21 protein-coding genes are annotated in these 23,401 nt (G+C 43.5%); 4 read left to right on the plus strand and 17 right to left on the minus strand.

The window, feature by feature from the left end; translation table 11 throughout:
* Nucleotides 1–120: 120 nt before the first annotated feature.
* The gene (locus TY87_RS05785) at nucleotides 121–1,101 is read left to right on the plus strand and encodes a carbohydrate porin (RefSeq protein WP_100186344.1); all 981 of its coding nucleotides are present in this window, start codon (nucleotides 121–123) and stop codon (nucleotides 1,099–1,101) included.
* 406 nt (nucleotides 1,102–1,507) lie between these two features.
* Here the strand turns inward: TY87_RS05785 and TY87_RS05790 are convergent, their stop codons facing one another.
* The 5 genes from TY87_RS05790 to gss form a co-directional block, all read right to left on the minus strand.
* Nucleotides 1,508–2,908, minus strand: a complete 1,401-nt coding sequence (locus TY87_RS05790) for an MFS transporter (protein ID WP_157789873.1) — start codon at nucleotides 2,906–2,908, stop codon at nucleotides 1,508–1,510.
* Nucleotides 2,909–3,009: 101 nt separating this feature from the next.
* The gene (locus TY87_RS05795; protein ID WP_100186346.1) at nucleotides 3,010–5,415 is read right to left on the minus strand and encodes a glycoside hydrolase family 3 C-terminal domain-containing protein; all 2,406 of its coding nucleotides are present in this window, start codon (nucleotides 5,413–5,415) and stop codon (nucleotides 3,010–3,012) included.
* Nucleotides 5,416–5,428: 13 nt separating this feature from the next.
* Nucleotides 5,429–6,082, minus strand: coding sequence for a TetR/AcrR family transcriptional regulator (locus TY87_RS05800; protein ID WP_072838555.1), 654 nt, complete (start codon nucleotides 6,080–6,082; stop codon nucleotides 5,429–5,431).
* A gap of 182 nt (nucleotides 6,083–6,264) precedes the next feature.
* Nucleotides 6,265–6,939, minus strand: a complete 675-nt coding sequence (locus TY87_RS05805) for an aspartate/glutamate racemase family protein (RefSeq protein WP_100186347.1) — start codon at nucleotides 6,937–6,939, stop codon at nucleotides 6,265–6,267.
* A 64-nt stretch (nucleotides 6,940–7,003) separates the two neighbouring features.
* Nucleotides 7,004–8,905, minus strand: coding sequence for a bifunctional glutathionylspermidine amidase/synthase (gss, locus tag TY87_RS05810; RefSeq protein ID WP_100186348.1), 1,902 nt, complete (start codon nucleotides 8,903–8,905; stop codon nucleotides 7,004–7,006).
* 254 nt (nucleotides 8,906–9,159) lie between these two features.
* Between gss and TY87_RS05815 the strand changes: the two genes are divergently transcribed.
* The gene (locus tag TY87_RS05815) at nucleotides 9,160–10,236 is read left to right on the plus strand and encodes an alkene reductase (protein ID WP_100186349.1); all 1,077 of its coding nucleotides are present in this window, start codon (nucleotides 9,160–9,162) and stop codon (nucleotides 10,234–10,236) included.
* 71 nt (nucleotides 10,237–10,307) lie between these two features.
* On the opposite strand, the gene madM is transcribed toward TY87_RS05815, so the two are convergent.
* From madM to mdcA, 9 genes are all read right to left on the minus strand, one after another.
* Nucleotides 10,308–11,075, minus strand: coding sequence for a malonate transporter subunit MadM (madM, locus tag TY87_RS05820; RefSeq protein WP_100186350.1), 768 nt, complete (start codon nucleotides 11,073–11,075; stop codon nucleotides 10,308–10,310).
* A 9-nt stretch (nucleotides 11,076–11,084) separates the two neighbouring features.
* On the minus strand, nucleotides 11,085–11,486 hold the full coding sequence (gene madL, locus TY87_RS05825) for a malonate transporter subunit MadL (protein WP_072838550.1): 402 nt from the start codon (nucleotides 11,484–11,486) through the stop codon (nucleotides 11,085–11,087).
* A gap of 104 nt (nucleotides 11,487–11,590) precedes the next feature.
* On the minus strand, nucleotides 11,591–12,493 hold the full coding sequence (locus TY87_RS05830) for an ACP S-malonyltransferase (protein ID WP_100186351.1): 903 nt from the start codon (nucleotides 12,491–12,493) through the stop codon (nucleotides 11,591–11,593).
* Complete coding sequence (locus tag TY87_RS05835) at nucleotides 12,490–13,125, minus strand: malonate decarboxylase holo-ACP synthase (protein WP_100186352.1); 636 nt, start codon at nucleotides 13,123–13,125, stop codon at nucleotides 12,490–12,492. Before TY87_RS05835 ends, TY87_RS05830 begins: the two co-directional genes overlap by 4 nt.
* Nucleotides 13,122–13,967 (minus strand): biotin-independent malonate decarboxylase subunit gamma, encoded by an 846-nt coding sequence (mdcE, locus tag TY87_RS05840; protein WP_100186353.1) that lies wholly within the window; start codon nucleotides 13,965–13,967, stop codon nucleotides 13,122–13,124. Before mdcE ends, TY87_RS05835 begins: the two co-directional genes overlap by 4 nt.
* On the minus strand, nucleotides 13,964–14,818 hold the full coding sequence (locus TY87_RS05845) for a biotin-independent malonate decarboxylase subunit beta (protein WP_100186354.1): 855 nt from the start codon (nucleotides 14,816–14,818) through the stop codon (nucleotides 13,964–13,966). Before TY87_RS05845 ends, mdcE begins: the two co-directional genes overlap by 4 nt.
* Nucleotides 14,811–15,125: a malonate decarboxylase acyl carrier protein gene (locus tag TY87_RS05850; RefSeq protein ID WP_100186355.1), complete on the minus strand. Its 315-nt coding sequence runs from the start codon at nucleotides 15,123–15,125 to the stop codon at nucleotides 14,811–14,813. The genes TY87_RS05845 and TY87_RS05850 overlap by 8 nt, the downstream gene beginning before the upstream one ends.
* A gap of 13 nt (nucleotides 15,126–15,138) precedes the next feature.
* On the minus strand, nucleotides 15,139–16,035 hold the full coding sequence (locus TY87_RS05855) for a triphosphoribosyl-dephospho-CoA synthase (protein ID WP_198432047.1): 897 nt from the start codon (nucleotides 16,033–16,035) through the stop codon (nucleotides 15,139–15,141).
* Nucleotides 16,035–17,696, minus strand: a complete 1,662-nt coding sequence (gene mdcA, locus TY87_RS05860; RefSeq protein ID WP_072838544.1) for a malonate decarboxylase subunit alpha — start codon at nucleotides 17,694–17,696, stop codon at nucleotides 16,035–16,037. The genes TY87_RS05855 and mdcA overlap by 1 nt, the downstream gene beginning before the upstream one ends.
* 149 nt (nucleotides 17,697–17,845) lie before the next feature.
* Here mdcA and TY87_RS05865 point away from each other — a divergent pair, with 149 nt between their 5' ends.
* Nucleotides 17,846–18,766 (plus strand): LysR family transcriptional regulator, encoded by a 921-nt coding sequence (locus TY87_RS05865; RefSeq protein WP_232617077.1) that lies wholly within the window; start codon nucleotides 17,846–17,848, stop codon nucleotides 18,764–18,766.
* A gap of 37 nt (nucleotides 18,767–18,803) precedes the next feature.
* On the opposite strand, the gene TY87_RS05870 is transcribed toward TY87_RS05865, so the two are convergent.
* Nucleotides 18,804–21,131, minus strand: coding sequence for a methyl-accepting chemotaxis protein (locus TY87_RS05870; protein WP_072838542.1), 2,328 nt, complete (start codon nucleotides 21,129–21,131; stop codon nucleotides 18,804–18,806).
* Nucleotides 21,132–21,401: 270 nt separating this feature from the next.
* On the opposite strand from TY87_RS05870, the gene TY87_RS05875 reads away from it, so the two are divergent.
* Entirely contained in the window at nucleotides 21,402–22,559 is a 1,158-nt protein-coding gene (locus TY87_RS05875) for a methionine aminotransferase (protein ID WP_100186357.1), read from the plus strand.
* Between the two features lie 103 nt (nucleotides 22,560–22,662).
* Here the strand turns inward: TY87_RS05875 and TY87_RS05880 are convergent, their stop codons facing one another.
* Nucleotides 22,663–23,070 carry a GFA family protein gene (locus TY87_RS05880; RefSeq protein WP_100186358.1) on the minus strand — a complete coding sequence of 136 codons (408 nt, stop codon included), beginning with the start codon at nucleotides 23,068–23,070 and terminating at the stop codon, nucleotides 22,663–22,665.
* A gap of 30 nt (nucleotides 23,071–23,100) precedes the next feature.
* Nucleotides 23,101–23,376 carry an Lrp/AsnC family transcriptional regulator gene (locus TY87_RS05885; protein WP_072838539.1) on the minus strand — a complete coding sequence of 92 codons (276 nt, stop codon included), beginning with the start codon at nucleotides 23,374–23,376 and terminating at the stop codon, nucleotides 23,101–23,103.
* Nucleotides 23,377–23,401: the final 25 nt, after the last annotated feature.

The following is a 23,401-nucleotide window of genomic DNA, read 5'->3' on the forward strand; positions in this document are numbered from 1 at the left end:
AATTCTTGATGTTGTTTTGTTGTAATAAAGTTACCGAAATGTATTATTGGTTACGAAAACACACGTTTTTTGTTAATGCTCTATTTATTATAAAAACAACATAAAATTAGGTCTGAAATCATGAAAAAAACTATCCTAGCTACTGCTATTGTTAGCAGCATCCTATCTGTTAGCGCCGCTCATGCCGCTCCTATATTTGACGCCAATTTCGAGTTAAACACAGACGCTGTTGATACTGAGACTGGCGATACAACCTATGATCAGAATGGTCGTGTCGAATTGAATGCATATAGTAAGCATACTGCGGGTGATAACTTCTTTGCTGGTAAAGGTACTGTGCTATTGAATACTGATGGAGAGGCAACAGTTGATGATGCTTTTATCCAACTAGGTAATAGTACATGGGACTTCCAGCTTGGCCGTTTTGAAGCAATCAACTTATTTCCATTAGCGAAAGATACCTTGATTCAGCATGTTAGCGATGATTACGTTTATCAGGCCAATAAAGTGCGTGGTCGTATTGGCGATGGCGGCGGTCAAATAGCTTTCCATTATAACGCTAATGATGCACTAAAATTTGAAGTTGATACTTTGTACAGTGATGGCGATGGTGATGGCACTAGCACTGGTGATGGAGATAAGACCAAAGCTATATCAGGTGTTCGCCCTTCAGTAACTTTTGTTACTAGTGCAGCGACAATTACAGCCGGTTTTGAGAGTGTTAAGTATGATGAAGTAGGTGGCACTAATGTTGACCTTACTGGTTATGCCGTTACTGCAAATTTTGATGTTGCTGATGCAAACGTAAACGTTTCTGCTGCTTTCAGTAAAGATGACGTTACAGACAAAAAGATATCCTCATTCGTCGCTAACATGGTTTATGGAAACTTTGGTTTGGGCGTAATTGGATCAAATGTTGATAATAAGACGGGTAATGATCCATCTATGTTAACAACCTATATTGCCTATACTGTTCCGTTATTAGATATTGAAAATGCAACGGTGACATTTGCTGGTTCATATTCGACTGCTGATGACGTAGCAGCAGGCGCAAATGATAAAACAACCGCGGCACGAGTTCGCTTTAACTATGGTTTCTAATAAATAGTTATAAAAAGAGCAATATCGCTAGTTATTCCCTTTTCTGGTGATATTGATCTTTAAACTGTTGACAGATAAGACATAGTTGAAAACAAGAGCGATATCGTTGGTTACTCCCTTTTCTGGCGGTATTGTTCTTAACTTGTGTTACTTCCTTTTTTATTTCCTTATCTTTTCCCCGTATAGAAGTATAACTCACTTTAGCCAAATCTATTTTTCTGAAGATGTACAAGAAAATGACTTCATTATTCTATTAGGCATGCTCTGTTGAGGATTGACATTTAGAGAGCTTTTTTGCTGAACGCGGGCTATATAATCAGCTGTCTGGAATTTAATTTTCTTTAATATAATGAATGACACCACGGCTCAAATAAACAAACTCATGGTGCCTTTTGAGAGGTTGCTGTTATTTAGCGATAATGATGGATTCGTTTTGGCTCGTTTTATTAGCAGAGAGACCAGCTACGGATAAGTTATCTGGTTTAAGGTTTGCCAGAACTTGATCTGTTAGCTTATAGCTGTATAAAAAGATGGCTAGGCCTATCGTGGCCCCAATAGCGTTGCCTAAGTTGAGAGCGTCCCACATTCCTTGAATGACCTGTGGTGGTTGCTGAACGACAGCTCCACCAGTTGATTGAACAAATCCCACCATAGCGAGATATCCCATAGCAATGGCACCACCCAACGCAGTGGTGGCTTTATTGGCGAAAGTTTGGGTAGCAAAGGTGACGGCTTCTAAGCGCTTGCCTGAGCGTATATAGCCATACTCAATACAATCAGCAATGAAAATGCTTGGCATAATCAGCGTGACGCCAAGGGCAATGGCTTTAATCATGGTTAAGGCAATAAATAGCTCGATATGTTCGTAGCCAAGTATCCATGTAATCACTGACAAGATAGCCAAAGCGGCAGAAGCCCAGGCAAAAGTGGCGATTTTACCAACCTTACGAATGCCAATCGGTACTAACGGTGAGGCCAGCATGGCTGGGCCAATCATAGCGAACAGGAATAAGCTGGAAAGAGAAGAGTCATTAAAGACATCGCGCGCTATGTAAGGCATTAAGGTGAAAGCAACGTTTGATCCACCAATAAAGACAAAGGCGAGGATAAACATTAATAAGTACTTGTTGCCGGTGACTGTGCCCAATATTTGTTTAAGGGTGGGGACTTCTTGTTCTACTACATGGCGTTCTTTTACTGTGCGTATGGTTAACATCAAAATCATAGCAGTGACGCACATAATGACTGCCGCTAACGTCCATTTTCCACCTAGTTTTTCGACCAGCCAAGGAGCACTAACCATAGCGATTACCATGCCTACAAAACCACCGAAACGCACAAAAGAATAGATGACATTCCGCTCATCTTTATTTTGTGTCATCACTGAACCTATGGCGTAAGCTGGCGCATCAGATACGGTATATAACATCCCCCAGCCAACATAAGTTATGAAGGCGTAAGTGACGCGAAGCCACATTGGTTGCTCGGAAAGGTAATCGCCAAAGGCAAATATCAAGACAGTAGCAATAGGAACGCCCCAAGCGATGGCGTTCACCCAAGGCTTGAATTTACCGCCTTTGAAGCGGCTTCGTTCTACCATAATTGAAAGTATTGGATCATTCACTGCATCCCATACTCTGGCCAAAAGAAAGATTATACCCACTGTGCCAGCTGATAAGCCGAGTACAGAGGTGTAGTAAATACTAATGAAGATAGTCACAAACATAAAAATAATGTTTTGACCGGTGAAAAACGTGTAATAGCTTAATCGTTCATGACGACTAGTTTCATAGTTTGTGTTGGACATGATTGCCTCGTTATTTTTATTGTTTATCAACTTAAGACCGTCATTACACATCGATGAAGAACGTAATGACGGTATTTCTAACAGAGCCTAAAAGCTGTCTTTTAGTTTGCTGTTTCCTTGTTATTTAGCGAGGCAATAAGTTGCAAAATCTGACCCTCAGAATATTGCTGGCTGTTGAATACAGGTAAATTACGTAATGGCATATCGGCCACCATAGATTCCGCCATCAGACGATCTGCTTCTGCTGCTGAGTCGTTTTGATCTCCCCCCATCATTTGTGTAAACACAAATAGCATGTCATCGAAAAGAGGTTTTCCTAGTGGCTCGTTGGCAATGTCGCCCAAGGTCGAATTCACCGTGTAAGGAGTAATTGGTGTTGGTGTTGGAATGTCGTAACCCAATAAAGCACTAAAAGCTGCGTCGTTGAAGTCGCGTTTAGCGGGATCAAAATACGTAGCCAAAGCGAAATTTGGTTGCTCGGCCACGATGCCTGTCTCTAAGGCGATTGTCGCGGTATCTCGAATGTCATTAACAGAAGAGCCAATATGAATTTGATAGTCACCCCTTTCGGCAATCCAAGCCGCTTTTTCTTTATGCCAATAAGCGAAGGCTCGATAATCCAGTTTGAACATAACCTCTTTGCTCTCACCTGGCTCTAAAAAGATTTTCTCAAAGGCTTTAAGCTCTTTTGCTGGACGAGGTTGTGACGGAGATTTTTGTCCCACATAGCACTGTACAACTTCTGCTCCGGCTCTATCGCCAGTATTAGTAATGGTAATTTTCAGCTTGATGGAATCGCTTTCATTAAATTGCGTTTTATCACCGCTTAGCAATTTCAAATGATAATAAGTGAAGTTTGTGTAAGACAAACCATGGCCGAATGGGAAGAGTGTCTCAGTGTTGGTGGTATCGAAATAGCGATAGCCTACCCAAATAGCCTCACGGTATTGAACTTGCTTAGTGGTACCTGGGAAATACGGTTGGCTTGGCACATCGTCTAAACTCGCAGGGAAGGTTTCTGCTAATTTCCCGCTTGGGTTTACGTCACCAGAAAGTACTTTAGCAACCGCTGACGCGCCTGCTTGGCCGCCTAAATAGGCTTCAAGTATGGCGGCGGTTTTATCTACGAAAGGCAATAATACGGGGGCGCCATTTTGTAAAACAACCACGGTTTTACTGAGCTGTTCGCCAAGAGCAGCTATAAGATCCAGCTGGACTTGTGGTAGATTCAGGTGCTGGCGGTCAAAGCCTTCGGATTCATATTTTGGCGTTAGCCCGGCAAACAAAAAGACCGCATCTGCTTGTTTCGCGAGTTCAACCGCATTGGCGATCTCGGTACTATCTTCCGCATCATTTAGGTGATAACCCGCAGTATAACTGACGTTATCGGCACCAAATTGTTTTTTGATTTCGTCAAGAGGCTGTTCCAATTTGAATGGATTAATCTTAGAGCTGCCCGCGCCTTGGTAGCGAGTGTTGTTGGCTAAAGCGCCAATAACGGCGATTTTCTTCCCGACGGGAACTGGTAATAAGCCATCATTTTTCAATAGTACACAGGTTTCTTCTGCGATGCTTGCTGCGAGCTCATGGTGAGCTTGTAAGTCTGCTTGAACTGTATTGGCTTCTAGGGAAGCTTGTGATTTCAGAATCAGTTCCAATACGCGAGCGACGGATTTGTCTAAAGCTTCTATCGTTAGCTGGCCGTTCTCGACAGCGGTAATGATCTTCTTAGTATTCATCTCACCAGAGCTTGGCATCTCAAGATGCTGACCGTTTTTAACGCCTTCAACGCGGTCGTTATTTGCACCCCAATCGGTAACGATAATGCCTTCGAAGCCCCATTCTTTAACAAGAATATCGTCGAGCAATTGTTTGTGCTCTGCCGCGTATGTGCCATTAACCTTGTTATAAGAACACATCACAGTCCAAGGTTGTGTCTGTGTAACCGCTCTTTCAAAAGCCGGTAGGTAAATCTCACGAAGAGTTCTTTGGTCGACAACCGCATCGACTGTCATACGGCAGTGTTCATGATTATTCACTGCGAAATGTTTTAAGCTGGTGCCCACGCTTTGGCTTTGTACGCCTTTGATCCAAGCCGTTGACATATCGCCTGCAAGTAATGGATCTTCAGAGAAGTATTCGAAGTTACGGCCACCTAATGGATTACGTTTAATATTGGTGCCTGGGCCAAGCAAGACAGACACATCTTCGGCGCGGCATTCTTTGCCAAGCGCTACGCCCATTTCTTCAATAAGTTTGGTATTCCAAGATGCCGCAAGCCCTGATGCTGTTGGGAAACAGGTGGCTTTTACCGCTGCGTTTAGGCCGACATGATCGCCTTCGCCTGCTTGTTTTCGCAAGCCATGAGGGCCATCAGTTACCATGATGGATGGTAAATTTAAACGTTCAATCCCATGTAGGTTCCAAAAATCCTTGCCTGTACAGAGCATGGCTTTTTCTTCTAGGGTTAGTTCGGCTAAGAGTTGTTTTATTTTTGTATCACTCATCGTTTCATCCTTTCTAGAGTTGTGGTGACGGTTTCATACCATCGAGTAGTAATTGAATTAGTACTGGTGTGAGTTGTGGAATGGCATCTTGTTCGATTTCCATTAAGGCATCTCGGCGCAGAAGCATGCGGCGGAAAAAGGTCGGGACCGCATTGAATAGTGTTACCGCTAAGTAGGCGGCTGGAATATCGTTTCGAATGCTACCTTCGGTTTGCCCTAATGCGACAATGTCAGTAAGAGATTGGCTTACTGTGTCGGGCAATAATTGAGTCAATTTGTCACGAAATTCGGTTGGTATGCGGGATCCAGCATAGTAGCCATCAAATTCGGCAATGAAGCGGTCGTCGTCAGCATATTGAAGGTCTGAATAGGCATTCATTAATACGCCAAGGCCTTCGTGAATGCTGGAATAGTGACGTGCTTTGATGTTTCCTATGATGCCTTCATAAACGCCGATCTTGCGTGTGAGAACCACCACAAGAATGGCAAAACCTAAATCGTACTTGTCTTGATAGTAGCGATATAGGGTATTACGGCTCATGCCAGTGGCCGTCGCAATGTCTTTCATTTGGGTATCAGCAAAGCCGTTTTCGATAAAAAGTGCTTCGGCAATGTTGATGATTTTGTCCCGAGTGGCTTCGGTTTGGTGGATCATTCTAGAAGTCATAAAAATGTTACACGTGTTATATTTGTTGCTGTCTAATCTAAAAGGCGTGCAGTATGGAGTCAAGGTTTTAATAGCGGAAAAGGACTGAATAAAATGGAGTGGATGAAATCAAAACAAAAAAGTGACGTTGAAGAACATCACTTTAGTGTGTAACAGATAGGGAATAGTTGGCTTTTAAGGTACTAGACAAGCAATGTTCGCAAGGCATTCACGGCGCTTTCTGGTGTGGTTAGTACAGGAATAGTCAGTCTTTCTCGAATTAAAGGAGCAGCTTTAGCAAGAGAAAACTGTCCCAACACCAGCACGTCGATATCGTTTAGTTGGGAACAGGCCTCGGCAGCAAGCCTATTGTGAGTATCCACATCACCGCTTTTTAATGCAGTTAAAGCACCTTCAACCAAAACAGGAAGTACATTAATGGTTTTACCCAGTGACTCAGCCATAGTTTCTAATTCAGCTTTGAGCGCTGGTAAGGAAGGGCCAAACGTAACCATCAAACCGATACGATTCCCCATTTTAATAGCTTCTTCAAAAGCCGATTCATTTGGCCGCAAGACCGGTATTGTTAGCTGATGTTTAACCGCATCAATGGCAGGGCCAAAGGCTGAACAAGTGAATAGAATAGCGTCGGTTTTATTTGCTTTACCAGTAGTACGTGCCGCGTAGTCCGCTAACTCGCTAAAGCGATCCATCATAGTGTCATCGAGTTTACCGGCATTTGCTAAATCGATAGCCAAGGAGGTATCCAACAAGTCAAAACAAAACGCTTCAGGCCATTCTTTGAGGAAGGTCTCACGGGCTGGAATGACAGATTCTTCTAAAGCATGGATCAAGGCAATACGAGGTTGATTCGTCATAAACAGTCTCTTAGTGTTGATCATGACACACCAATACGGGGTACAGGTATTGGTGTGTTTAGGATTATTTGTTATCGATGAGATCGTCGTTTTCGATAACGCGCAAGGTCATTAAATCACTGTCTTTGGTAATGACCAAGGTTGGATCCACGCGCAAACAGCTACCAGCGTAGTGACCAGCTACTGAAAAAGTACAGACTTGTGAGCGATAGCCCTCAATGTCTGGTAGTTTCCACAGAGCTTGGAAGATTTGATCTTGATGAGAAAAACGACCAGCAGTTTCTTCCATTAAGGCATCTTCGCCATCGTACATGCTGATGTTAAAACCACAGCGCCCCGCAATCGGTTTGCTAACATAACCGTTGGTTTTTAACGCATCGCTTAATTCAAAGGACGATTCCAATAAATAGGGATGATCGGGAAAAAGCATCCATAAAACCGGTAAAATCGCTTTATTGCTTGGAATAAGCGTCCAAAGAGGTTCATAGACCATGACGTCTTTACGCAATAAAACATCGACTAAACGTGGTGCTTCACTGCGAGGTACATCAGTTTTATAGTCGCGTAGGCGTTGTTCATCGTCATCGCATTCAGAACGAATTTGATCCAGCGCGGTTTCCCATGCCCAAGTTTTCCATACCCAACGAATTTTGATGCCATCAGCGTCAACTACGTCGCCGTCTTCGTCCCAACGTAGGCTGCTGACGCCTTTGATGACTTTGCAATTCAGGCCTGCTTTTTCCATGGTACGTTTCATGAAAAGAGCGTGGTAATTTTCTTCTAGATCCGTGTCTTGCATGATGTGAATCACGCCTTTTACATCGCTATTTTTCCACGCTTCAATCAATTCATCTGCAAGCTCTGTTGCTGAGCCTTCGCCTTCATTTGCGCCATAATGCTTGGCCCATTTTTCCTGAATGATGCCAGCTTCCATGTAGCAAGAGGCCGAGTCGCAGTTGTATTCGTAGACCTTGATGCCTTGAGCGGAAAGACTGAAATCAAAGCGTCCAGTGATCATTTGGTTGCGACGGTTATCCCAAGATTGATGGATTTTAGGCCACAAGGCGGGCGGAATATTAAAGCTGGAAAGAAGGTCATCGTTTTGCAATACGTAATCTGTGGCGTGCATAAACAAGGCGTGTAATTCATTGGTTGCGCGTTTTAGCTCACGTTCGGCGGTTTCCGTCATCACCATGTATTTGTAGTCGTCTTCCTGTCGGCTGGCGAGTTTGTGTCCGCCCATCATGTCGACAAAGGCTTCTTCTGCTGGATTTGCTACATTTAACCAAGCGCGAGAAGCTTGGCCTTTGTTGGGCACGTGGCGTATCTGTAAATCAAACAATGCTGGATTTTCAGGTTCAATATTTTCAGCATGTAAATCATTGTCAGTTTGTATTACCCAGCCCATAACCGAAGCATCACCATAGGAGCAACGTAGCCAATAGCCGCCATCTTCACTGATTCTAGCGTCTAACACGCGGGAATAGTCTTGACCTTCTTTCCATACCTGATGACCGACGTTTTGCTCAACCAAGTACAAGCGATCTGGCAACACTTTGGTGACAATCGCCACATGGCCGGTGACTTCAAACTCACCGCCTTCGTTCCAAATTAGCAGTGCGCCCACTTCTGGATGACGCAACGAACCATTACGAAACGATTTCAATGGCAAGCGGCTTTCGTCGGCGATTAAGCGCGCCGAGGTAAGGCGAAAAATATCATAGGCCATGGCGACGTCATCAAAGATGTAACCTTTGTTGAGATACAGCCAGCGGCGGGCAAACTCAACGCACTGCCACTTGTAACCCATGAAAATACCATCCACATAGCTACGATAAGCATGGCGGTTAGGTAACTCATTATCATCGGCGGAATCGTAATCGGAAGAGTAAACGGGCACATTGCCCGGAGCTACGCCTAACAAGGTGCCAAAAGGAGCCATTGGCCTACTGGAATCGGATGTCATTAGGTTGAATTCCCTCACACTGAAAGTGTTTAAACGGGTAAAAGAAAGGCGACATAATTGTCGTCTGGTGATCGCAATATAGTCCTTGAAAAGTTCAGCTGCAAGCACTGATAGCGCTTATTTTTTGAACTATTATTTAGTGAAATTGGATCGACTATTCAGGAAAGAAAGTGCACGAGATTGTTTTTTAAAATAACTGCCATATCTAGTGTTTATCCTTGATATCAAGATTGAAACTTATTCTGGAGTTCATAATGACAAGCACAGAAACAAACCTGTTCAGCCCGGTAAAATTGGGAAGCTTAGAGTTGCCAAATCGTTTTATCATGGCGCCTTTGACACGTACTCGAGCGCCCGGACATCAACCAAATGCTTTGATGGCCGAGTACTATGCTCAACGAGCAAGTACCGGATTGTTGATTACGGAATGCACCATGGTAACGGAAGGTACGTCGACGTTTGGTGACGACCCAGGTATTTATTCCCAAGAGCAAATCGAAGGTTGGAAACTAACGACAAACGCTGTACATGAAAAAGGCGGTCGTATCTTTATGCAAATTTGGCATGGCGGGCGTGCAGCGCATCCTTTGTTGAATGGTGGCAAAGAGTCGGTTTCTGCCAGTGCCATTGCTATCGATGGTGAAACTCATACACCAGAAGGTAAAAAACCATACGCAGTACCTCGTGCATTAACCGTTGATGAGATAAAAAGCATTGTTAATGATTTCCGCCAAGCCGCGATCAATGCGAAAGAAGCTGGCTTTGATGGCGTAGAAATTCATGGTGCGAATGGTTATTTGATCGATCAATTTTTGCGTGAAAGTTCAAATCAACGTACTGATGAATACGGTGGTTCTTTGGAGAACCGTTCGCGCTTTTTGATGGAAGTACTTGATGCGGTAACGGGAGTATTGGGCAGTGAGCGCGTGGGCTTGCGTTTATCGCCGCTTAACAGCTTCCAGAGCATGAAAGAGAGTGACCCTGTGGCTTGGACGCGCTTTTTGAGTGAACACCTAAACCGATTTAACTTGGCGTACTTACATTTGATGCGTGCGGATTTCTTTGGTTTGCAACAAGCTGACGTTGTAAGCGCGGCGCGTGAATCTTATAAAGGCCATTTAATGGTCAATATGGGTTATTCACCTGAAGAAGCCAATCAGGTTATTGAGAGTAATCAAGCAGACAGTGTGGCGTTTGGCAAAGGCATTCTTGCTAACCCAGACTTTGTTGAACGCGTTCAAGCTGGAGCGGAATTAAACGAGCCTAATCCAAATACTTTCTACACGTCTGGTAAAGAAGGTTATACAGATTATCCGTTTATGACGGCGTAATATGTCAACTTGATGTAGCCAACAAAAACGCCAAGGCATTTGCCTTGGCGTTTTTGTTTCTGATGGCTCAATTAGCCAGGGAGGATTGCTCTTACGGCGATAAATAGAATAGAAGGCCCTAAAAGACAGCCAAGAGCTGTGTAGAAGGCTGCAGTGATACAGCCATAAGGAACAAGTTTGGCGTCAGTCGCTGCAAGTCCTGCAGCAACACCGCTCGATGTTCCCATCAGACCACCAAATATAATGGCTGTTCTTGGGTTATTAAGACGAATAAGCGGCGCGACAAATGGTGTTGCCACCATAACAAGGATTGATTTCACCAAACCAGCTGCAATGGACAATGCCATAACTTCTGAACTTGCGCCTATTGCAGCACCCGTTACAGGTCCAACAATATAAGTGATCGCTCCAGCACCAATGGTGGTTATGCTAACGGCGTCGGTATAGCCAAACATTACGGCTACGACAGCACCAACGATAAAAGAAGAAAAAATACCGACGATAAGGGCGGTAACGCCAGCCATTCCTGCACGTTTTAATTCATCTATTTTGACACCAAAGCCTGTAGCGACAATGGCGAAATCTCGCAACATTGAGCCGCCTAGTAAGCCGATACCAGATAATAAAGGAACGTTTACAACGCCTTTACTGCCACCAGTGAAAAGGCCGCCGAAATAGGCCATAGTTAAGCCCAATAAAATCGCAATAGCCGAGCCATGGATACGACCTTGAGTCAATTTAGCTGAAAGCCAATACGAGACCCACATAGTAAAACCTATAACGGCAAATCCAGTGATTAAGCTGTATTTCGTGCTAACTAAAAGTAAAGATTCGAACATACAGTCACCTTATAGGTTATTAGTTGATTTAGTGGAATTAGCAGATTCTGTATTGTCGCTGTTTCCCATACGATCAATAACAGGCACTAAAGCAAATGCGACAACAACCGCCATGACGCCGGCAAGGATTGCCATTGGGCCGCCGCTTAATGCACCATGAACGTTTTGTGTTGCAGCCATAGCGACAACAACAGGTATGTATATGGCGCTCCAGAACTCAACACCTTGCTCTGTTTTTGCATCGATATAGCCTTTTTTATTTAAATAGCTGCCTGCAACAATTAGTAAGATCATGGCAATACCAACACCGCCAACATTCGCAGGAAGACCCATTAAGTTGCCTAAAATCTGCCCTATACTAATCCCTGCTAACGTACATATTGATAATAACGCGACGCCGTAAATAATCATTTTTTTCTCCCACTCTTATCATTTTTGTTTTTGGATGAAAGTACTGCACTGGTCTATAAAGTTGTGTTTACCTCCCGGCTTCAGCCTCATGTTCTTAGGTGTGTTCATAAAATAGTCTTAAGATTTATGTTTTCGATACTGTAGCATTCACCACCGTTTAAAACCTTCCGAAATAGCCCTGTCAGAGTACTGCCAGGAGGCATTTCTAGAGCTTTGTTTACACCTCGCTCAGCAAGCATCTGACAGCTGTCATACCAATGTAATTGGTGTGCCATGTTTAGTGCTAAATCTTCTTTTATATCATCAGGCTTGCGTAAGACTCGAGCTTTGGCGGCACTGACATATAGACTGTTAGATGTCTTCAACGTGATGGCTTGAAACATGGCAAGAAGTTTTTCCGACTGCTCTTTGAGTAGAGGGCAGTGCGAGGGTACGGTTACATCTAAAAAGACGCTTGCACCAATCCCTTGGCTTCTAACTTGTTCAGCTGCGTTTTTTAAAACTCGCTTTTCTCCAGCAAGGACGAACTGATATTCTCCATTAAGATTAGCAAGATAAACTTTTTCGCCCTTTTCTTGAAGTAAATTTACGGCGGCTTGCACATGTTTAAATTCTGCTCCGGTGATTGCAAGCATGCCATATCCACTAGGGTAAGCTGACTTCATGGAATCGGCGCGAGCTTTTACTAATCGTAATGCATCGCCAAAATCTAGACTTCCTGCTACCACTGCTGCAGGGTATGCACCGATAGAAAGGCCTAAAACATAGTCAGGTTTTATTCCTGCATTTTGTAAATATCGGCCCCAAGCTACTCCGCAAATTAATAGGGCAAGCTGCACATTCACCGTATCAGTGAGCGCTTCTTGGGAATCTAGTGCGTTTAGTTTTACGCCTAAGATATCCTCAGCCTGTTGTTTTATAAGGGTCACATTAGGATGATCTGGTAAGTTTTGTAACATGTGAGCACGCTGCGACCCTTGCCCCGGAAAGGTAAATACTTGAGTCATAATTGCCTACCTCCTTCCCAAGGATTAGCGACCAAAAATGGGCCTTTTTCCGTTTTAATAAGCACTGTCGAACTTTCACCAGCCCACTCTAATAATGCCATTGCTCCGGTCATTGTTTCGATTTGAATATCTAGGCGGCATGGTAATTCGCCTAGCTCTTTCAATAGCTCCCGTGCAAAGGATTTACTTAATGGCTTTGGTGCCTTGATGACTAAGTCCAGATCACTTTTCGCATGGATTTGCTTATCTCCAGTTGCAAGCTCGTAACCAAGGCTTCCGGTAATCCCCCACTCTAAATTATGACCGTTGAGCATTTGGGCGACTATTTCCAGAGCCTGTAAAACGGGGGCTTTAAAGCGATCTTGATGATCTAACCAAGCTTGTGCCCTTGTTATTTCATAAGGCGTTAAGCTCGACTGCACCGCAGATAGAGGAGCATAAGCGGCACAACGTTCACTTTTGTTAGCACCACGAACACCTACTGCGACAAGCTCTGCTATCGAAACCAGTTCTCGGCGCACGACAACTGGGCCATTTCCACTTGTTACCCAATCAGGTAGGTCTGGTTTTTCAGCACCAGCAACAAGCAAAGAACGGTCAAGCCAGAGTAAATCGTGCGCCAGCCAGATCATAAGCTTGGCTCAGCCTTTTTCCATTGAGCGCGAAGTAGTTCACGAACTCGACGCGATGCACCTCTATTCTCACCTTGTAAACGCTTTGTTATTTGCGTGTCGCCCTTCAGGCTTTCTAAGGCATCGGCTAATAGGATTTGCACTAGCTCAATATCTTTAGAAGAAGGTGCATCAGCACTGCTTACATCGATAAACTTTTCAATCAGCCCAAGCGTTGCGAAGCTTTTAAGGTCGTAAGCCATTGGCGGTATGGTTTTGGCTAGTTGATCTAATTCCTCTTCAGAGCGCATGGTAATTCGAGCCGCCGCGGCTTTGCCCATCGCATGCACCATGACGCCATCGTCATTTAGGGCAAGAATCGTATTGGCTTGATAGCCGTGAGCTAAAAATGCTCCTGACATGGCTTTTCCGACGAGTAGCGAAATAACGGGATGGCCTGCTTGTCTGGCTTGAGCATAAGCAGAAACGGCAGCCGCTAAGGCTTGGTGAATACCAAGCGCTTCTTCTCTTCGTCCATAAGCCTGACTAGGTACATCGACAATGGCGATAATGGCTGATTTTTGTTCGCTTTCAGCGTCTTTAGAAACAATATTATGGATAGCATCCGCCAGTGCCCAACCTTCCAAAAGCCCTACCTCGCCATTAATGGCTCTTGGGTAGAGGTTATTTTTATCGGGTTGAACCAATATCAGTGAGCATGGAAGTTCAGCTAAGTTGCCATTGGCAATCATCACCGAGGGAACGGCACCTTCATGCACCATCATATTGTCTGCTAATAGATCAAACCAAACACGACCACGGTGCGTTTTTACGGTATCTGTCTTGATTGCTGCAGTGTTCATAATGATGCTCCCTTAGCGAAAATCTCACGTGCTGCTTCAGAGGTGATTTGATGCTGCGTATCTACATTTTTTAGTCTGTCTAAAGAGGACTGAATTGCTTCGCTGCGGAAGGTATCTGGTACGCCTTTGCGTAAATATTTTTGTACTTTGTTACGAACTTCTATGACATCTGAGCCAAAAAAGTCGTCAACCAAACCTGTCGTATAACGTTGCTCGCCTCCGGTTAAACTCCAGATGAAAGGTCGATCACGAGAGTCATATTCACCCACACCAGCTTCTTGCTCAATAACTTGTGGGCCGTTTAATCCAAGGCGACCTTCACGAGTCATTAATAAATAGCTGCACAGACCTGCGGTAATAGACATGCCACCAAAACAACCAACCGGACCGGTAATTAAAGCCACAACAGGCTGCAGTTTTCGTAACGCCACAATGGCTGATTGAATCTCGGCAATCGCGGCCAAACCTAAATTTGCTTCTTGTAGACGAACACCACCGGTTTCGAACATTAATACAGCGGCAATTGATTCTCCTGCTTGGTTCGCTTCAACGGCTAATTCAAGAGCGCCCGCTATTTTTGCCCCAGCTACTTCACCCAAACTGCCACCCTGAAAGCTGCCATCAATCGCGATAGCAATCACAGACTTGCCATCAATAGCACCACGAGCAACCACTACGCCATCATCAAACTGAGGCACAATGCCTTGTACTTCTAACCAAGGCGAAATAACTCGGTCGAATGGTGTAACCAGTTCACGCATCGATCCCGAATCCAATACGTATTCAATGCGTTTTCTTGCGCCTTGTTCAACAAAGTTAGTGTTTAATCTTGAGTCTTGAGCGTTACTCATAAGATGCCTCCTTGGTTAAGGCTTGCTCTAATGCTTGTTCTAAACGTAAACGAATCACACCCGGTGTTGCAGAAAAATCATGGATGTCCATGCGCATCATGGGTAAAGGCTGACTGGCTTCAATACGTTCGATAAGAGCGAGCCAACGTTGTTCTCCAGCCGAGCTAGAAGAGTGGATATAGATGTCAGCTTGAGGATTATCGCTGTTATCAATCATGACTTCTAAATCACCTGACCCAACATAACCCACTAAGGTTTGATTAATGGGGGCTTTACGAGCAGGGCGAACAATATGAAAAGTATCCATAAAAACTCCTAAATTAGTGGCTAGTCTGGTGAGTCAGGCTGTCTATAAACAGGGTCGCAGCCAATAAATCGGCAGCGCCACCAGGAGAGGCATTTAATCGCAATAAGTCTTGCTCTAATTTGTTAAGCAACTGACGACCTAATAATGTGCCTGTACCACCCGCATCAAGCACGGCATTAGCGCCTTGCTGCATGGTATTTACCCCTTCAAGTCCTGCTCGTGACGCAACACAGGTGTCTGAAAGTCGCGTCATAATGGCTAATAATGCGTTAAGTTGAGCATCGGATTCTGAGTCGCCTCGAGCTCTGCTGATGAACAACATGGGAAGTCCGAGTTCTTGGATATGAGGAAAGCCTTGTTGCGCCTCTTCCTTCGCACCTGATAAGCCATATTGGTGGCGAACTTGTAAGCCGTTACTCAGATACACGGCTTTAAGTCCTTCGTCAGGTAAGTTTGCTAAATGAGCGGCTTCATTAAACAACTCATCAAGTGAGCTGGCTTTAGTCGCCGCCGCGACTAATAACCCTAATGCCCAGATTGCACCTTTATGAGTATTAACGCCGTTTGTCTCAAGGCGCATCGCCCGTTCTGCATCACGACCAATGGCGCCAATATTCCTACGCAGCTCAGAACCTATTGGGTGCATGATGGCAGCTTCGGCCATCTTGCAAAAGTAAGGTTCGAGGCAATGAGCAGATCTCATTAACAAACCCACATCCATATCAGTGTGGGCACCAGAGCCTCGTGAATCCACGAGGGCTGGCTTTGGACTCAACGTTGCTTCTTGCTTTAATGCCTGAGCAGCAAGTCGAGCAAGACTCTTGGCATCAAGGCGTTTTACCTTAGTCGTGTCCAGAGACTGTTCATCTTTCAATAAGATGGTCATCACTAACTTTAGTAATATAGTCATTACCAGCTCCGGAATTTAGCAGGTGGCTTATAGAGACCATTCGACCATGTTTCAAGATCTGAAATACTCGAAGCCGCCAACAAATCCCGGCTAGCATCGCTTCTTCGTATGCCTAAATCTTCTGGATAAGCAACCAAGCCATCGCGTCGTAATTGAGCGGTAACTTCAGGGTTTTGGCTGAGACCTAGTGGTGTAACGCCAGCCACTGCTGCGATCATTGCTCGGCGCTGTTCTAGTGACTCGGCTTTGTATACATAAGCGATGCCTTCCTCGGTCAGAACATGAGTCACATCGCTGGCATAAATCATCACCGGAGCCAATGGCATTTTGTAATCACGCGCCATGGCCAGAGCATCGAGCTCTTCTACAAAGGTCGATTTATTACTGTCTTGATAGGTTTCTACCATTTGGACGACAAGCTTGCGGCCTTTGCTTAACAAAGAGTCATCGGGCTTCATATCCAGCCAAGCGGGCGATGAATGTCTTCGTCCGCCTGGGTCATGACCCATATTTGGCGCGCCGCCAAAGCCGGCCAAACGACCTCGTGTGACGGTGGAAGAATTGCCATCGCCATCAACTTGTAACGTCGAGCCAATAAACATATCAACCGCGTATTGTCCTGCTAGCTGACAAAAGGCACGGTTAGAACGCATAGAGCCGTCTTTACCGGTAAAGAAAACATCTGGACGATTGGCAATATAATCTTCCATACCGAGTTCGGTGCCGAAACAATGCACGCTCTCAACCCAGCCAGTTTCAATCGCAGGTATCAAGGTTGGATGAGGGTTTAATGTCCAATGGCGGCAAATTTTGCCTTTTAGCCCTAACGACTCGCCATAGGTTGGCAAGAGCAACTCAATCGCTGCGGTATTAAAGCCGATACCATGATTTAGAGACTGTACTTGGTGTTTCGCGTAGATGCCTTTGATCGCCATCATGCCCATCAAAACTTGCAGCGGTGTAATAAGGCGAGGATCACGAGTAAACAAAGGTTCGATGAAGAAAGGTTGATCCGCTAAGACAATGTAATCGACCCAAGACGCCGGAATATCCACTCGCGGCAAGTCCGATACATCGTCGACAATTTCATTGACTTGGAAGATAACAATACCATCACGAAATGCAGCTGCTTCAACTAACGCAGGCGTATCTTCCGTGCTTGGTCCTGTATAAATATTGCCTAATCTGTCTGCTTTAAAACCCGCTAGTAGTGCAATATTTGGATTAAGATCTACGTAAAGTCGAGCATACAACTCGATATAGGTGTGTATAGCGCCAACTTCTAAAAGGCCATCTTCCATTAGTTGGCCAATGCGTAAGCTTTGTGGGCCAGAAAAAGAGAAATCAAGTTTACGAGCAATACCCATCTCAAATAGATCCAAATGTTCGGATCGACTGATGCTAGGCATAATCATATGGAGGTTGTTGATTTTATCAGGGGAGACTTTTGCTAATGAACGAGAAAGGAAGTCGGCTTGCTTCTGGTTATTGCCTTCTAGTACGACTTTATCACCAGGCTTTATTAACTGCTCCATGGCAGCAACGATGTTCTCTGTTGGAATGATAGACCCGTCAACTAGATGACTGAGATCTGACATACGGCGTTCTTTATTTTGACGACGGCTGAACCAATTATGTCCAGAATCAGTATTCGTTTGCATCGCACTTCATCCTGTTTTTTTTCTTTCACAGTATGAAGGAAGGCATTCTCTATCAATCAATGTGCTTGTGGAATCATTACTCTCATGCTAATAATCTTTGAAAAAATAATAGAGAGCAGTGACGCTCTAATAAAAAGCTGGGAAAAATTATGTTTGATGAAATGATCACACTTAAAAAATTGGAAGTGTTTCTGACCTTTATGAAAGTGGGTACTTTGTCTGAGGCGGCCGAGAAGCTACAGCTCAGTTCAGTAAGTGTTCATCGGGCGATACACTCTCTTGAAGAAGGATTGAAGTGTCCTTTGTTTCGACAAGAAGGGCGATTACTGACGCCTTTACCCAGCGCTAGAGTGTTGGAAGAAAGGGTCACACAAGTATTAAATGACCTCCAAGACGGGATCACCAGCACTCGAGAAGTCGCCGGTATTTATTCCAATCAATTCAAATTAGGAGCGTTATATTCGCTCACTATCAGCACATTACCGCAGCTAATTGCAGGTCTTAAACGCCGCAAAAGTGACTTAAACATCGAGCTATCATTAGGTTCAAATGCTTCTTTATTAGGCAAGCTAAGATCCTTTGAACTCGATGTGATTCTTATCTCAGCGGAAAAAACCATTGATGATGTAGAGTATACCCACCTGCCTCTTTTTGAAGATGAGCTGATGTTGGCCGTGAGCTGTGATTCACCTCTTGCTAATAATAGCCAAATTAGGCTCGAGGATTTTCAGCACGAAAACTTTGTCACACTATCAGATGGGTTTGCTACCTCAGCAGATACCCAAAAAGTCTTTCAGAAAGCAGGGATACAACCCAATATTGCGATGGAATTGGGGGACATATTCTCGTTAATGAGCATGGTGAGTGGCGGTGTTGGTTACGCCATATTGCCACGTCGTGTAGAGCATGTCTTTGATACCAAAATAAAATTATTATCGATGGAAAATATGGCCGATATGAAACAGCAAGTGGTCATGGTGTGTCTAGCGAGTCGTGAAAGAGATCCTAGAATCTTAAACTGCATCGCCGAATGTCGTAATTACGCACGAGAATACAAAGCAAGAATGTGATGCGGAAAATAAGAGAATTATTTGCCGCATCCCTTAATTAAGATAATTTGTTTACTTTAAATTGAGCACTTAAAGATAAAAGCTCGCTGCTGATTTTGGATAGATTTTCGCTAGCATCTGATACTTCATTTGCCCCTTCAGAGGAAGAATTGCCTAGCATTACAATTTGTGTAACGTTTTTATTTATTTCTTCCGCGACTAGGCTTTGTTCTTCGGCGGCACTTGCTATTTGGATGTTCATATCGGTTATTTCTGTTACACCTTTAGATATCTCGCCTAGTGCATCTTTAGCTTTGTACGCCTGCTCTATCGTTTTATTAGCATGTTCTTCGTTCACAGCCATTGCGCTTACTGCTTCTTTGCTACGGTTCTGAAGCATGTTAATAATATCATTGATTTTTAGTGTGGATTCTTGGGTTCGTGCTGCTAGCGTTCGAACTTCATCTGCAACGACAGCAAACCCTCGTCCTTGCTCTCCTGCTCGTGCCGCTTCAATTGCGGCATTTAATGCCAGCAAGTTAGTCTGTTCTGCAATACCGTTAATGACATCAAGTATTTGAGATATTTGTTGGCTGTCTTCGCTGAGCCGATGAACAACATTAGAAGAATTCTTTAGTTCAATATTTAATTTCTGTAAATGAGCCTCAGTACCCTCAATAGTCTGCAAACCTATCTTTGTAGCCTGATCCGCGTCTCTGGCTGAGGTGGCTGCCATTGATGCGTTATTGGCTATTTCATTTACTGTAGCAACCATTTCATGCATTGCTGTAGCTAGCTGCTCGCTCTCGCTTTGCTGCTGTAACATATTTTTTTGTGTCTGGTGGCTGACATCAGCTAAATGCTCAGAGGACGTAGCAAGTTGATTAGTTGTCCCTGTTATTTGCTTAACAATATTTTCAAAAGTTTCTAATAAATTGTTAATATTACTACTGATTTCTGATATTTCATCTTTACCTTCTATTTTTACTCTCTGAGATAGATCTTTATTAAAAGTTACATCATTAATAAATTGATTGAGTTTTAGTATTGGCATAGTAAGTTTTTTGGCAAAGAACAATCCAATAATGACAGCTAAAATACTGGCTCCAAGCAAGGAAAAGAGTGCTGTATTTAGAGTTGAATGAGCAAGATCTGTTGCTGCTTGAAACGCTTCTTTAGTATCAATTTCGCTGACCAAAACCCAATTAAGACCAGGGATTTTAACTGGAGTATAAGAGGATAAAACAGTAATGTTACGATAGTCTAAGATTGTCTTGTTTCCAGACTCTCCAGATAATGCCGCTCTGACAGACGGAGTATCTATTGTTTGAATTCCGACATTATTTTTTCGAAGTGATATTTCTTCTATTTCTTTTTTAGATATTTGAGTGTTTTTAAGACTAGCTATATAGCTATCAGGGTTTTCAGCTAAAAAACGATTAATACTTGCTGCTTTTAGATTATCGTTTACAAGGTAACTTTCTCCAGATAAACCTAGACCAGAGTTTGACCAATCATTATCGCCAGTCATTATGTTATTAATTTGATCTATGGGAATTTGAAAAGCTAATACGCCTGCTTTTTTTCCGTCTACGAATAGCGGTTTTGCTATAAATGAAGCTGCAGCTCCATAAGAAGCTGTATAAGGTGAAAAGTCTACAATAGCGTATTTTTCGTTGTTGCTGAGTTCATTTGCTTGACGGAAGACATTTGCTAGGCCGCTATCTATATTGGCTTCATTCATCAGTGAAGTTGCGAAATCTATTTCTTTATAGACACTATATACCACCTCGCCAGAAGGTGAGATTAAGAAAATATCATAAAGTCCGAATGTTTCTAAGTAACTACGGATATAAGGGTGATATTGAGCATGTACCTTATCGTAGTCTGCTGCAGAGTTTGCAGAATTCAGTTTATGTTTAGCACCGAGAGGCTGTTTGTTATTCGATATGTAACGATACTGTAAAGATTTTTCTTTGGCACTTAAAGAATCAATTAGCTTATTAATATCTATAGGTTTATGGTTTAGTCTTTCATATTCTTTTGAAAATATAGTTTCATAATAGGATACTAGGTTAGTATTTTCTTCTGTCGTTATACTCGAATTAGTGTTCTCATTTTCAAAAGCAGAACTGAAATCAGCCATCGCTTTTTTAATGGTTGGATTGTTAGATTGTGCTGTTATTTGATTAACAGTAGAGTTTAGATAACGTTCAATGCCTTTTTTACGAGCTTCGCGGACCGCAATCAATTTATCGGTTGAAGATTGTTCTAGTGCCTCACTTGATTTTTCCTTGGTTTGGAAATAAATAACGCTCGTTAATAAGGAGAGCGATAAGAGAGTAGATAGTAAAAGAATGAAAGTGGTTTTTGCCTTAATAGACATATTTTAATCCTAAAGTACGATATCTGAGATATTCTAATTTCTTAGCGTTTTATCTCAAGTTAATAGTGTCGTAAAAACGTACCATTTTTGTAATGTTAGATTTTTTTGAGTAATACAATGGGCTTTTGGTGTTAAGCAAAACCGAATTTTGAGCATGAAACATAACTATGAAAATAGCGACGATAGGCTTTGACTCAATGTTCTTTTTTCATGGAAAATGAGCTTCAATCTACCAATGTACGTGCCTCACTTTTAACAAGGTAAAACACCGTGACCATCGCTTCAGCTCTTATTTCCAAGTTGCCGTTAGTCGGCACTACTATTTTTACAAAAATGTCGGCGTTAGCCGTCGAGAAAGGCGCGATTAACCTGTCGCAAGGATTTCCAGATTTTCCACCGGATGCTCGATTATTAGAACGCGCGTCACAGGCGATTTTAACTGGTAATAATCAATACTCGCCTATGACTGGCTTGCCGATTTTAAGAGAAGCGATTGCCGGCTTGATCGAACGTCATTACGACCGAAAAGTTAACGCGTTTAGTGAGATTACGGTGACTAGCGGTGCGTCGGAAGCCATTTTTGATGCGATTGCTGCGTTAGTGCATGATGGCGATGAAGTTATTTTGTTCGATCCCGCTTACGATTTATATGAGCCAGCAGTGACCTTAGCGGGTGGTGTTTGTCGTCGAGTTACTTTGAGTGCGCCTGAGTTTCGCCCTGATTGGCAGGCGTTTTCTGAATTACTTAGTGATAAGACGCGTTTGGTCTTAATCAATACGCCACACAACCCAACGGGAAGCTGTTGGTTAGCAGAAGACTTAGAGTCCTTGTGGCAAGTGATTGCGAGTCGTGACATTTATGTACTGTCTGATGAAGTGTATGAATTTATCCACTTTAGTGAATCCGCAGTAAGTGTTCACAAACACACAGAGCTTTCAAAACGAAGCTTAGTGGTTTCTTCTTTTGGCAAAAGCTTTCACTTAACTGGCTGGAAAGTTGGCTACATTGTGGCGCCAGCGGAATTAACCGTGGAACTGCGCAAAGTGCATCAGTTTGTTTCTTTCTGCACCGCCACTCCTTTGCAGCAAGCCTTAGCGGAGCATTTAATGGCTTTACCGGAAGCGAGTGCTGGCTTGGCTGCGTTCTATCAGCAAAAGCGTGATGTACTGAGAAATGCACTAGCTGGTAGCCGCTTTACGTTACTGCCATGCGAAGGCACGTATTTTCAATTATTGGATTACAGCGCGATCAGTGATTTAGATGACGTGGCATTTTGTGAGTGGCTAATTGACCAAGTCGGTGTAGCCGCGATTCCAGTCAGCGTGTTTTATCAGCAACCGCCAAAAGATCAACGCATTATCCGCCTGTGTTTTGCCAAAGAAGAAAGCACTTTGCTTGAAGCCGCTCGTCGTTTAAGTGAGCTGTAATAAAGATAGTACTGAAAAAGCCAATGTCGATGCTCGTGCATCTCGTTGGCTTTTTTAATGACTGCTTAATTCATTGTTTGGTTTGGCTATTTAGTTTGGCTATTTAGTTTGGCATCGCCTCGAACGCTGGAATATCTGCTAAGTGCTCATCCCAGTTGCCTTTGCTGTCCATAAAAATATGCGCTTGCGGCGTGATATCAACGTCAGTGTCTAAGCAACCAGCAGGAACGACAACTAAGCCGCGAGCTTTCGCATCAGTCGGCAAATTTGAGCCACACACAGAGCAAAAAGTACGAGCAAAGTTTGTGTCTTCTAATCGATAAAAACTGAGTTTATCTTCGCCACTCAACCAAGTAAGCGTAGCACCCGGCGCAAATAAATTGGCGCAGTGTGCTGTGCCAGAGGTTTTTCTGCAGCGGCTGCAATGGCAAAGGAAGAACTTCTTAAACTCGCCTTCCAATTCAAATTTAACCGTACCGCACAAGCAAGATCCAGTGTGAAGATGACTCATAATCGAACGCTCCAAAAAAGATATTAAAGGTTAAGCGCCAACGGAAAACATGCCTTCTAAATCGTCTTTTGAATAAGCCTTAAATGCCAACATGGTTTCTGTTTTCAAAATGTAATCAATCTGTGCAAGGTGTTGTGTCACCAACTCAGATATTTCGTCATTGTTCTGAACACGAGCGATAGCGGCGATATCGTATGGACCACTAACTGAATAAACTTCAGACAAGCCTTTGATGGAAGCTAATTTTTCAGCGACTTGGTTGATGTGCTTTTTCTCAACAGAAAGCATGATGATAGCAGTAACCATGGGTGTTTCCTCTTCGGACTGTGAG

It is taken from the genome of Marinomonas sp. BSi20584, assembly GCF_002792415.1.
In the GTDB taxonomy this organism is placed as follows: domain Bacteria; phylum Pseudomonadota; class Gammaproteobacteria; order Pseudomonadales; family Marinomonadaceae; genus Marinomonas; species Marinomonas polaris.

Coding starts and splice junctions, on each gene's coding strand:
- TY87_RS05865 (WP_232617077.1), top strand. CDS start 17,846: ATGTTTGATGAAATGATCACACTTAAAAAATTGGAAGTGTTTCTGACC.
- TY87_RS05805 (WP_100186347.1), bottom strand. CDS start 6,939: ATGACGAATCAACCTCGTATTGCCTTGATCCATGCTTTAGAAGAATCT.
- TY87_RS05790 (WP_157789873.1), bottom strand. CDS start 2,908: ATGTCCAACACAAACTATGAAACTAGTCGTCATGAACGATTAAGCTAT.
- TY87_RS05845 (WP_100186354.1), bottom strand. CDS start 14,818: ATGAGTAACGCTCAAGACTCAAGATTAAACACTAACTTTGTTGAACAA.
- TY87_RS05830 (WP_100186351.1), bottom strand. CDS start 12,493: ATGACTCAAGTATTTACCTTTCCGGGGCAAGGGTCGCAGCGTGCTCAC.
- madL (WP_072838550.1), bottom strand. CDS start 11,486: ATGATTATTTACGGCGTCGCGTTATTATCAATATGTACGTTAGCAGGG.
- TY87_RS05815 (WP_100186349.1), top strand. CDS start 9,160: ATGACAAGCACAGAAACAAACCTGTTCAGCCCGGTAAAATTGGGAAGC.
- TY87_RS05795 (WP_100186346.1), bottom strand. CDS start 5,415: ATGAGTGATACAAAAATAAAACAACTCTTAGCCGAACTAACCCTAGAA.
- TY87_RS05835 (WP_100186352.1), bottom strand. CDS start 13,125: ATGATCTGGCTGGCGCACGATTTACTCTGGCTTGACCGTTCTTTGCTT.
- TY87_RS05850 (WP_100186355.1), bottom strand. CDS start 15,125: ATGGATACTTTTCATATTGTTCGCCCTGCTCGTAAAGCCCCCATTAAT.
- TY87_RS05885 (WP_072838539.1), bottom strand. CDS start 23,376: ATGGTTACTGCTATCATCATGCTTTCTGTTGAGAAAAAGCACATCAAC.
- TY87_RS05855 (WP_198432047.1), bottom strand. CDS start 16,035: ATGACTATATTACTAAAGTTAGTGATGACCATCTTATTGAAAGATGAA.
- TY87_RS05880 (WP_100186358.1), bottom strand. CDS start 23,070: ATGAGTCATCTTCACACTGGATCTTGCTTGTGCGGTACGGTTAAATTT.
- gss (WP_100186348.1), bottom strand. CDS start 8,905: ATGACATCCGATTCCAGTAGGCCAATGGCTCCTTTTGGCACCTTGTTA.
- TY87_RS05870 (WP_072838542.1), bottom strand. CDS start 21,131: ATGTCTATTAAGGCAAAAACCACTTTCATTCTTTTACTATCTACTCTC.
- madM (WP_100186350.1), bottom strand. CDS start 11,075: ATGTTCGAATCTTTACTTTTAGTTAGCACGAAATACAGCTTAATCACT.
- TY87_RS05785 (WP_100186344.1), top strand. CDS start 121: ATGAAAAAAACTATCCTAGCTACTGCTATTGTTAGCAGCATCCTATCT.
- mdcA (WP_072838544.1), bottom strand. CDS start 17,696: ATGCAAACGAATACTGATTCTGGACATAATTGGTTCAGCCGTCGTCAA.
- TY87_RS05800 (WP_072838555.1), bottom strand. CDS start 6,082: ATGACTTCTAGAATGATCCACCAAACCGAAGCCACTCGGGACAAAATC.
- mdcE (WP_100186353.1), bottom strand. CDS start 13,967: ATGAACACTGCAGCAATCAAGACAGATACCGTAAAAACGCACCGTGGT.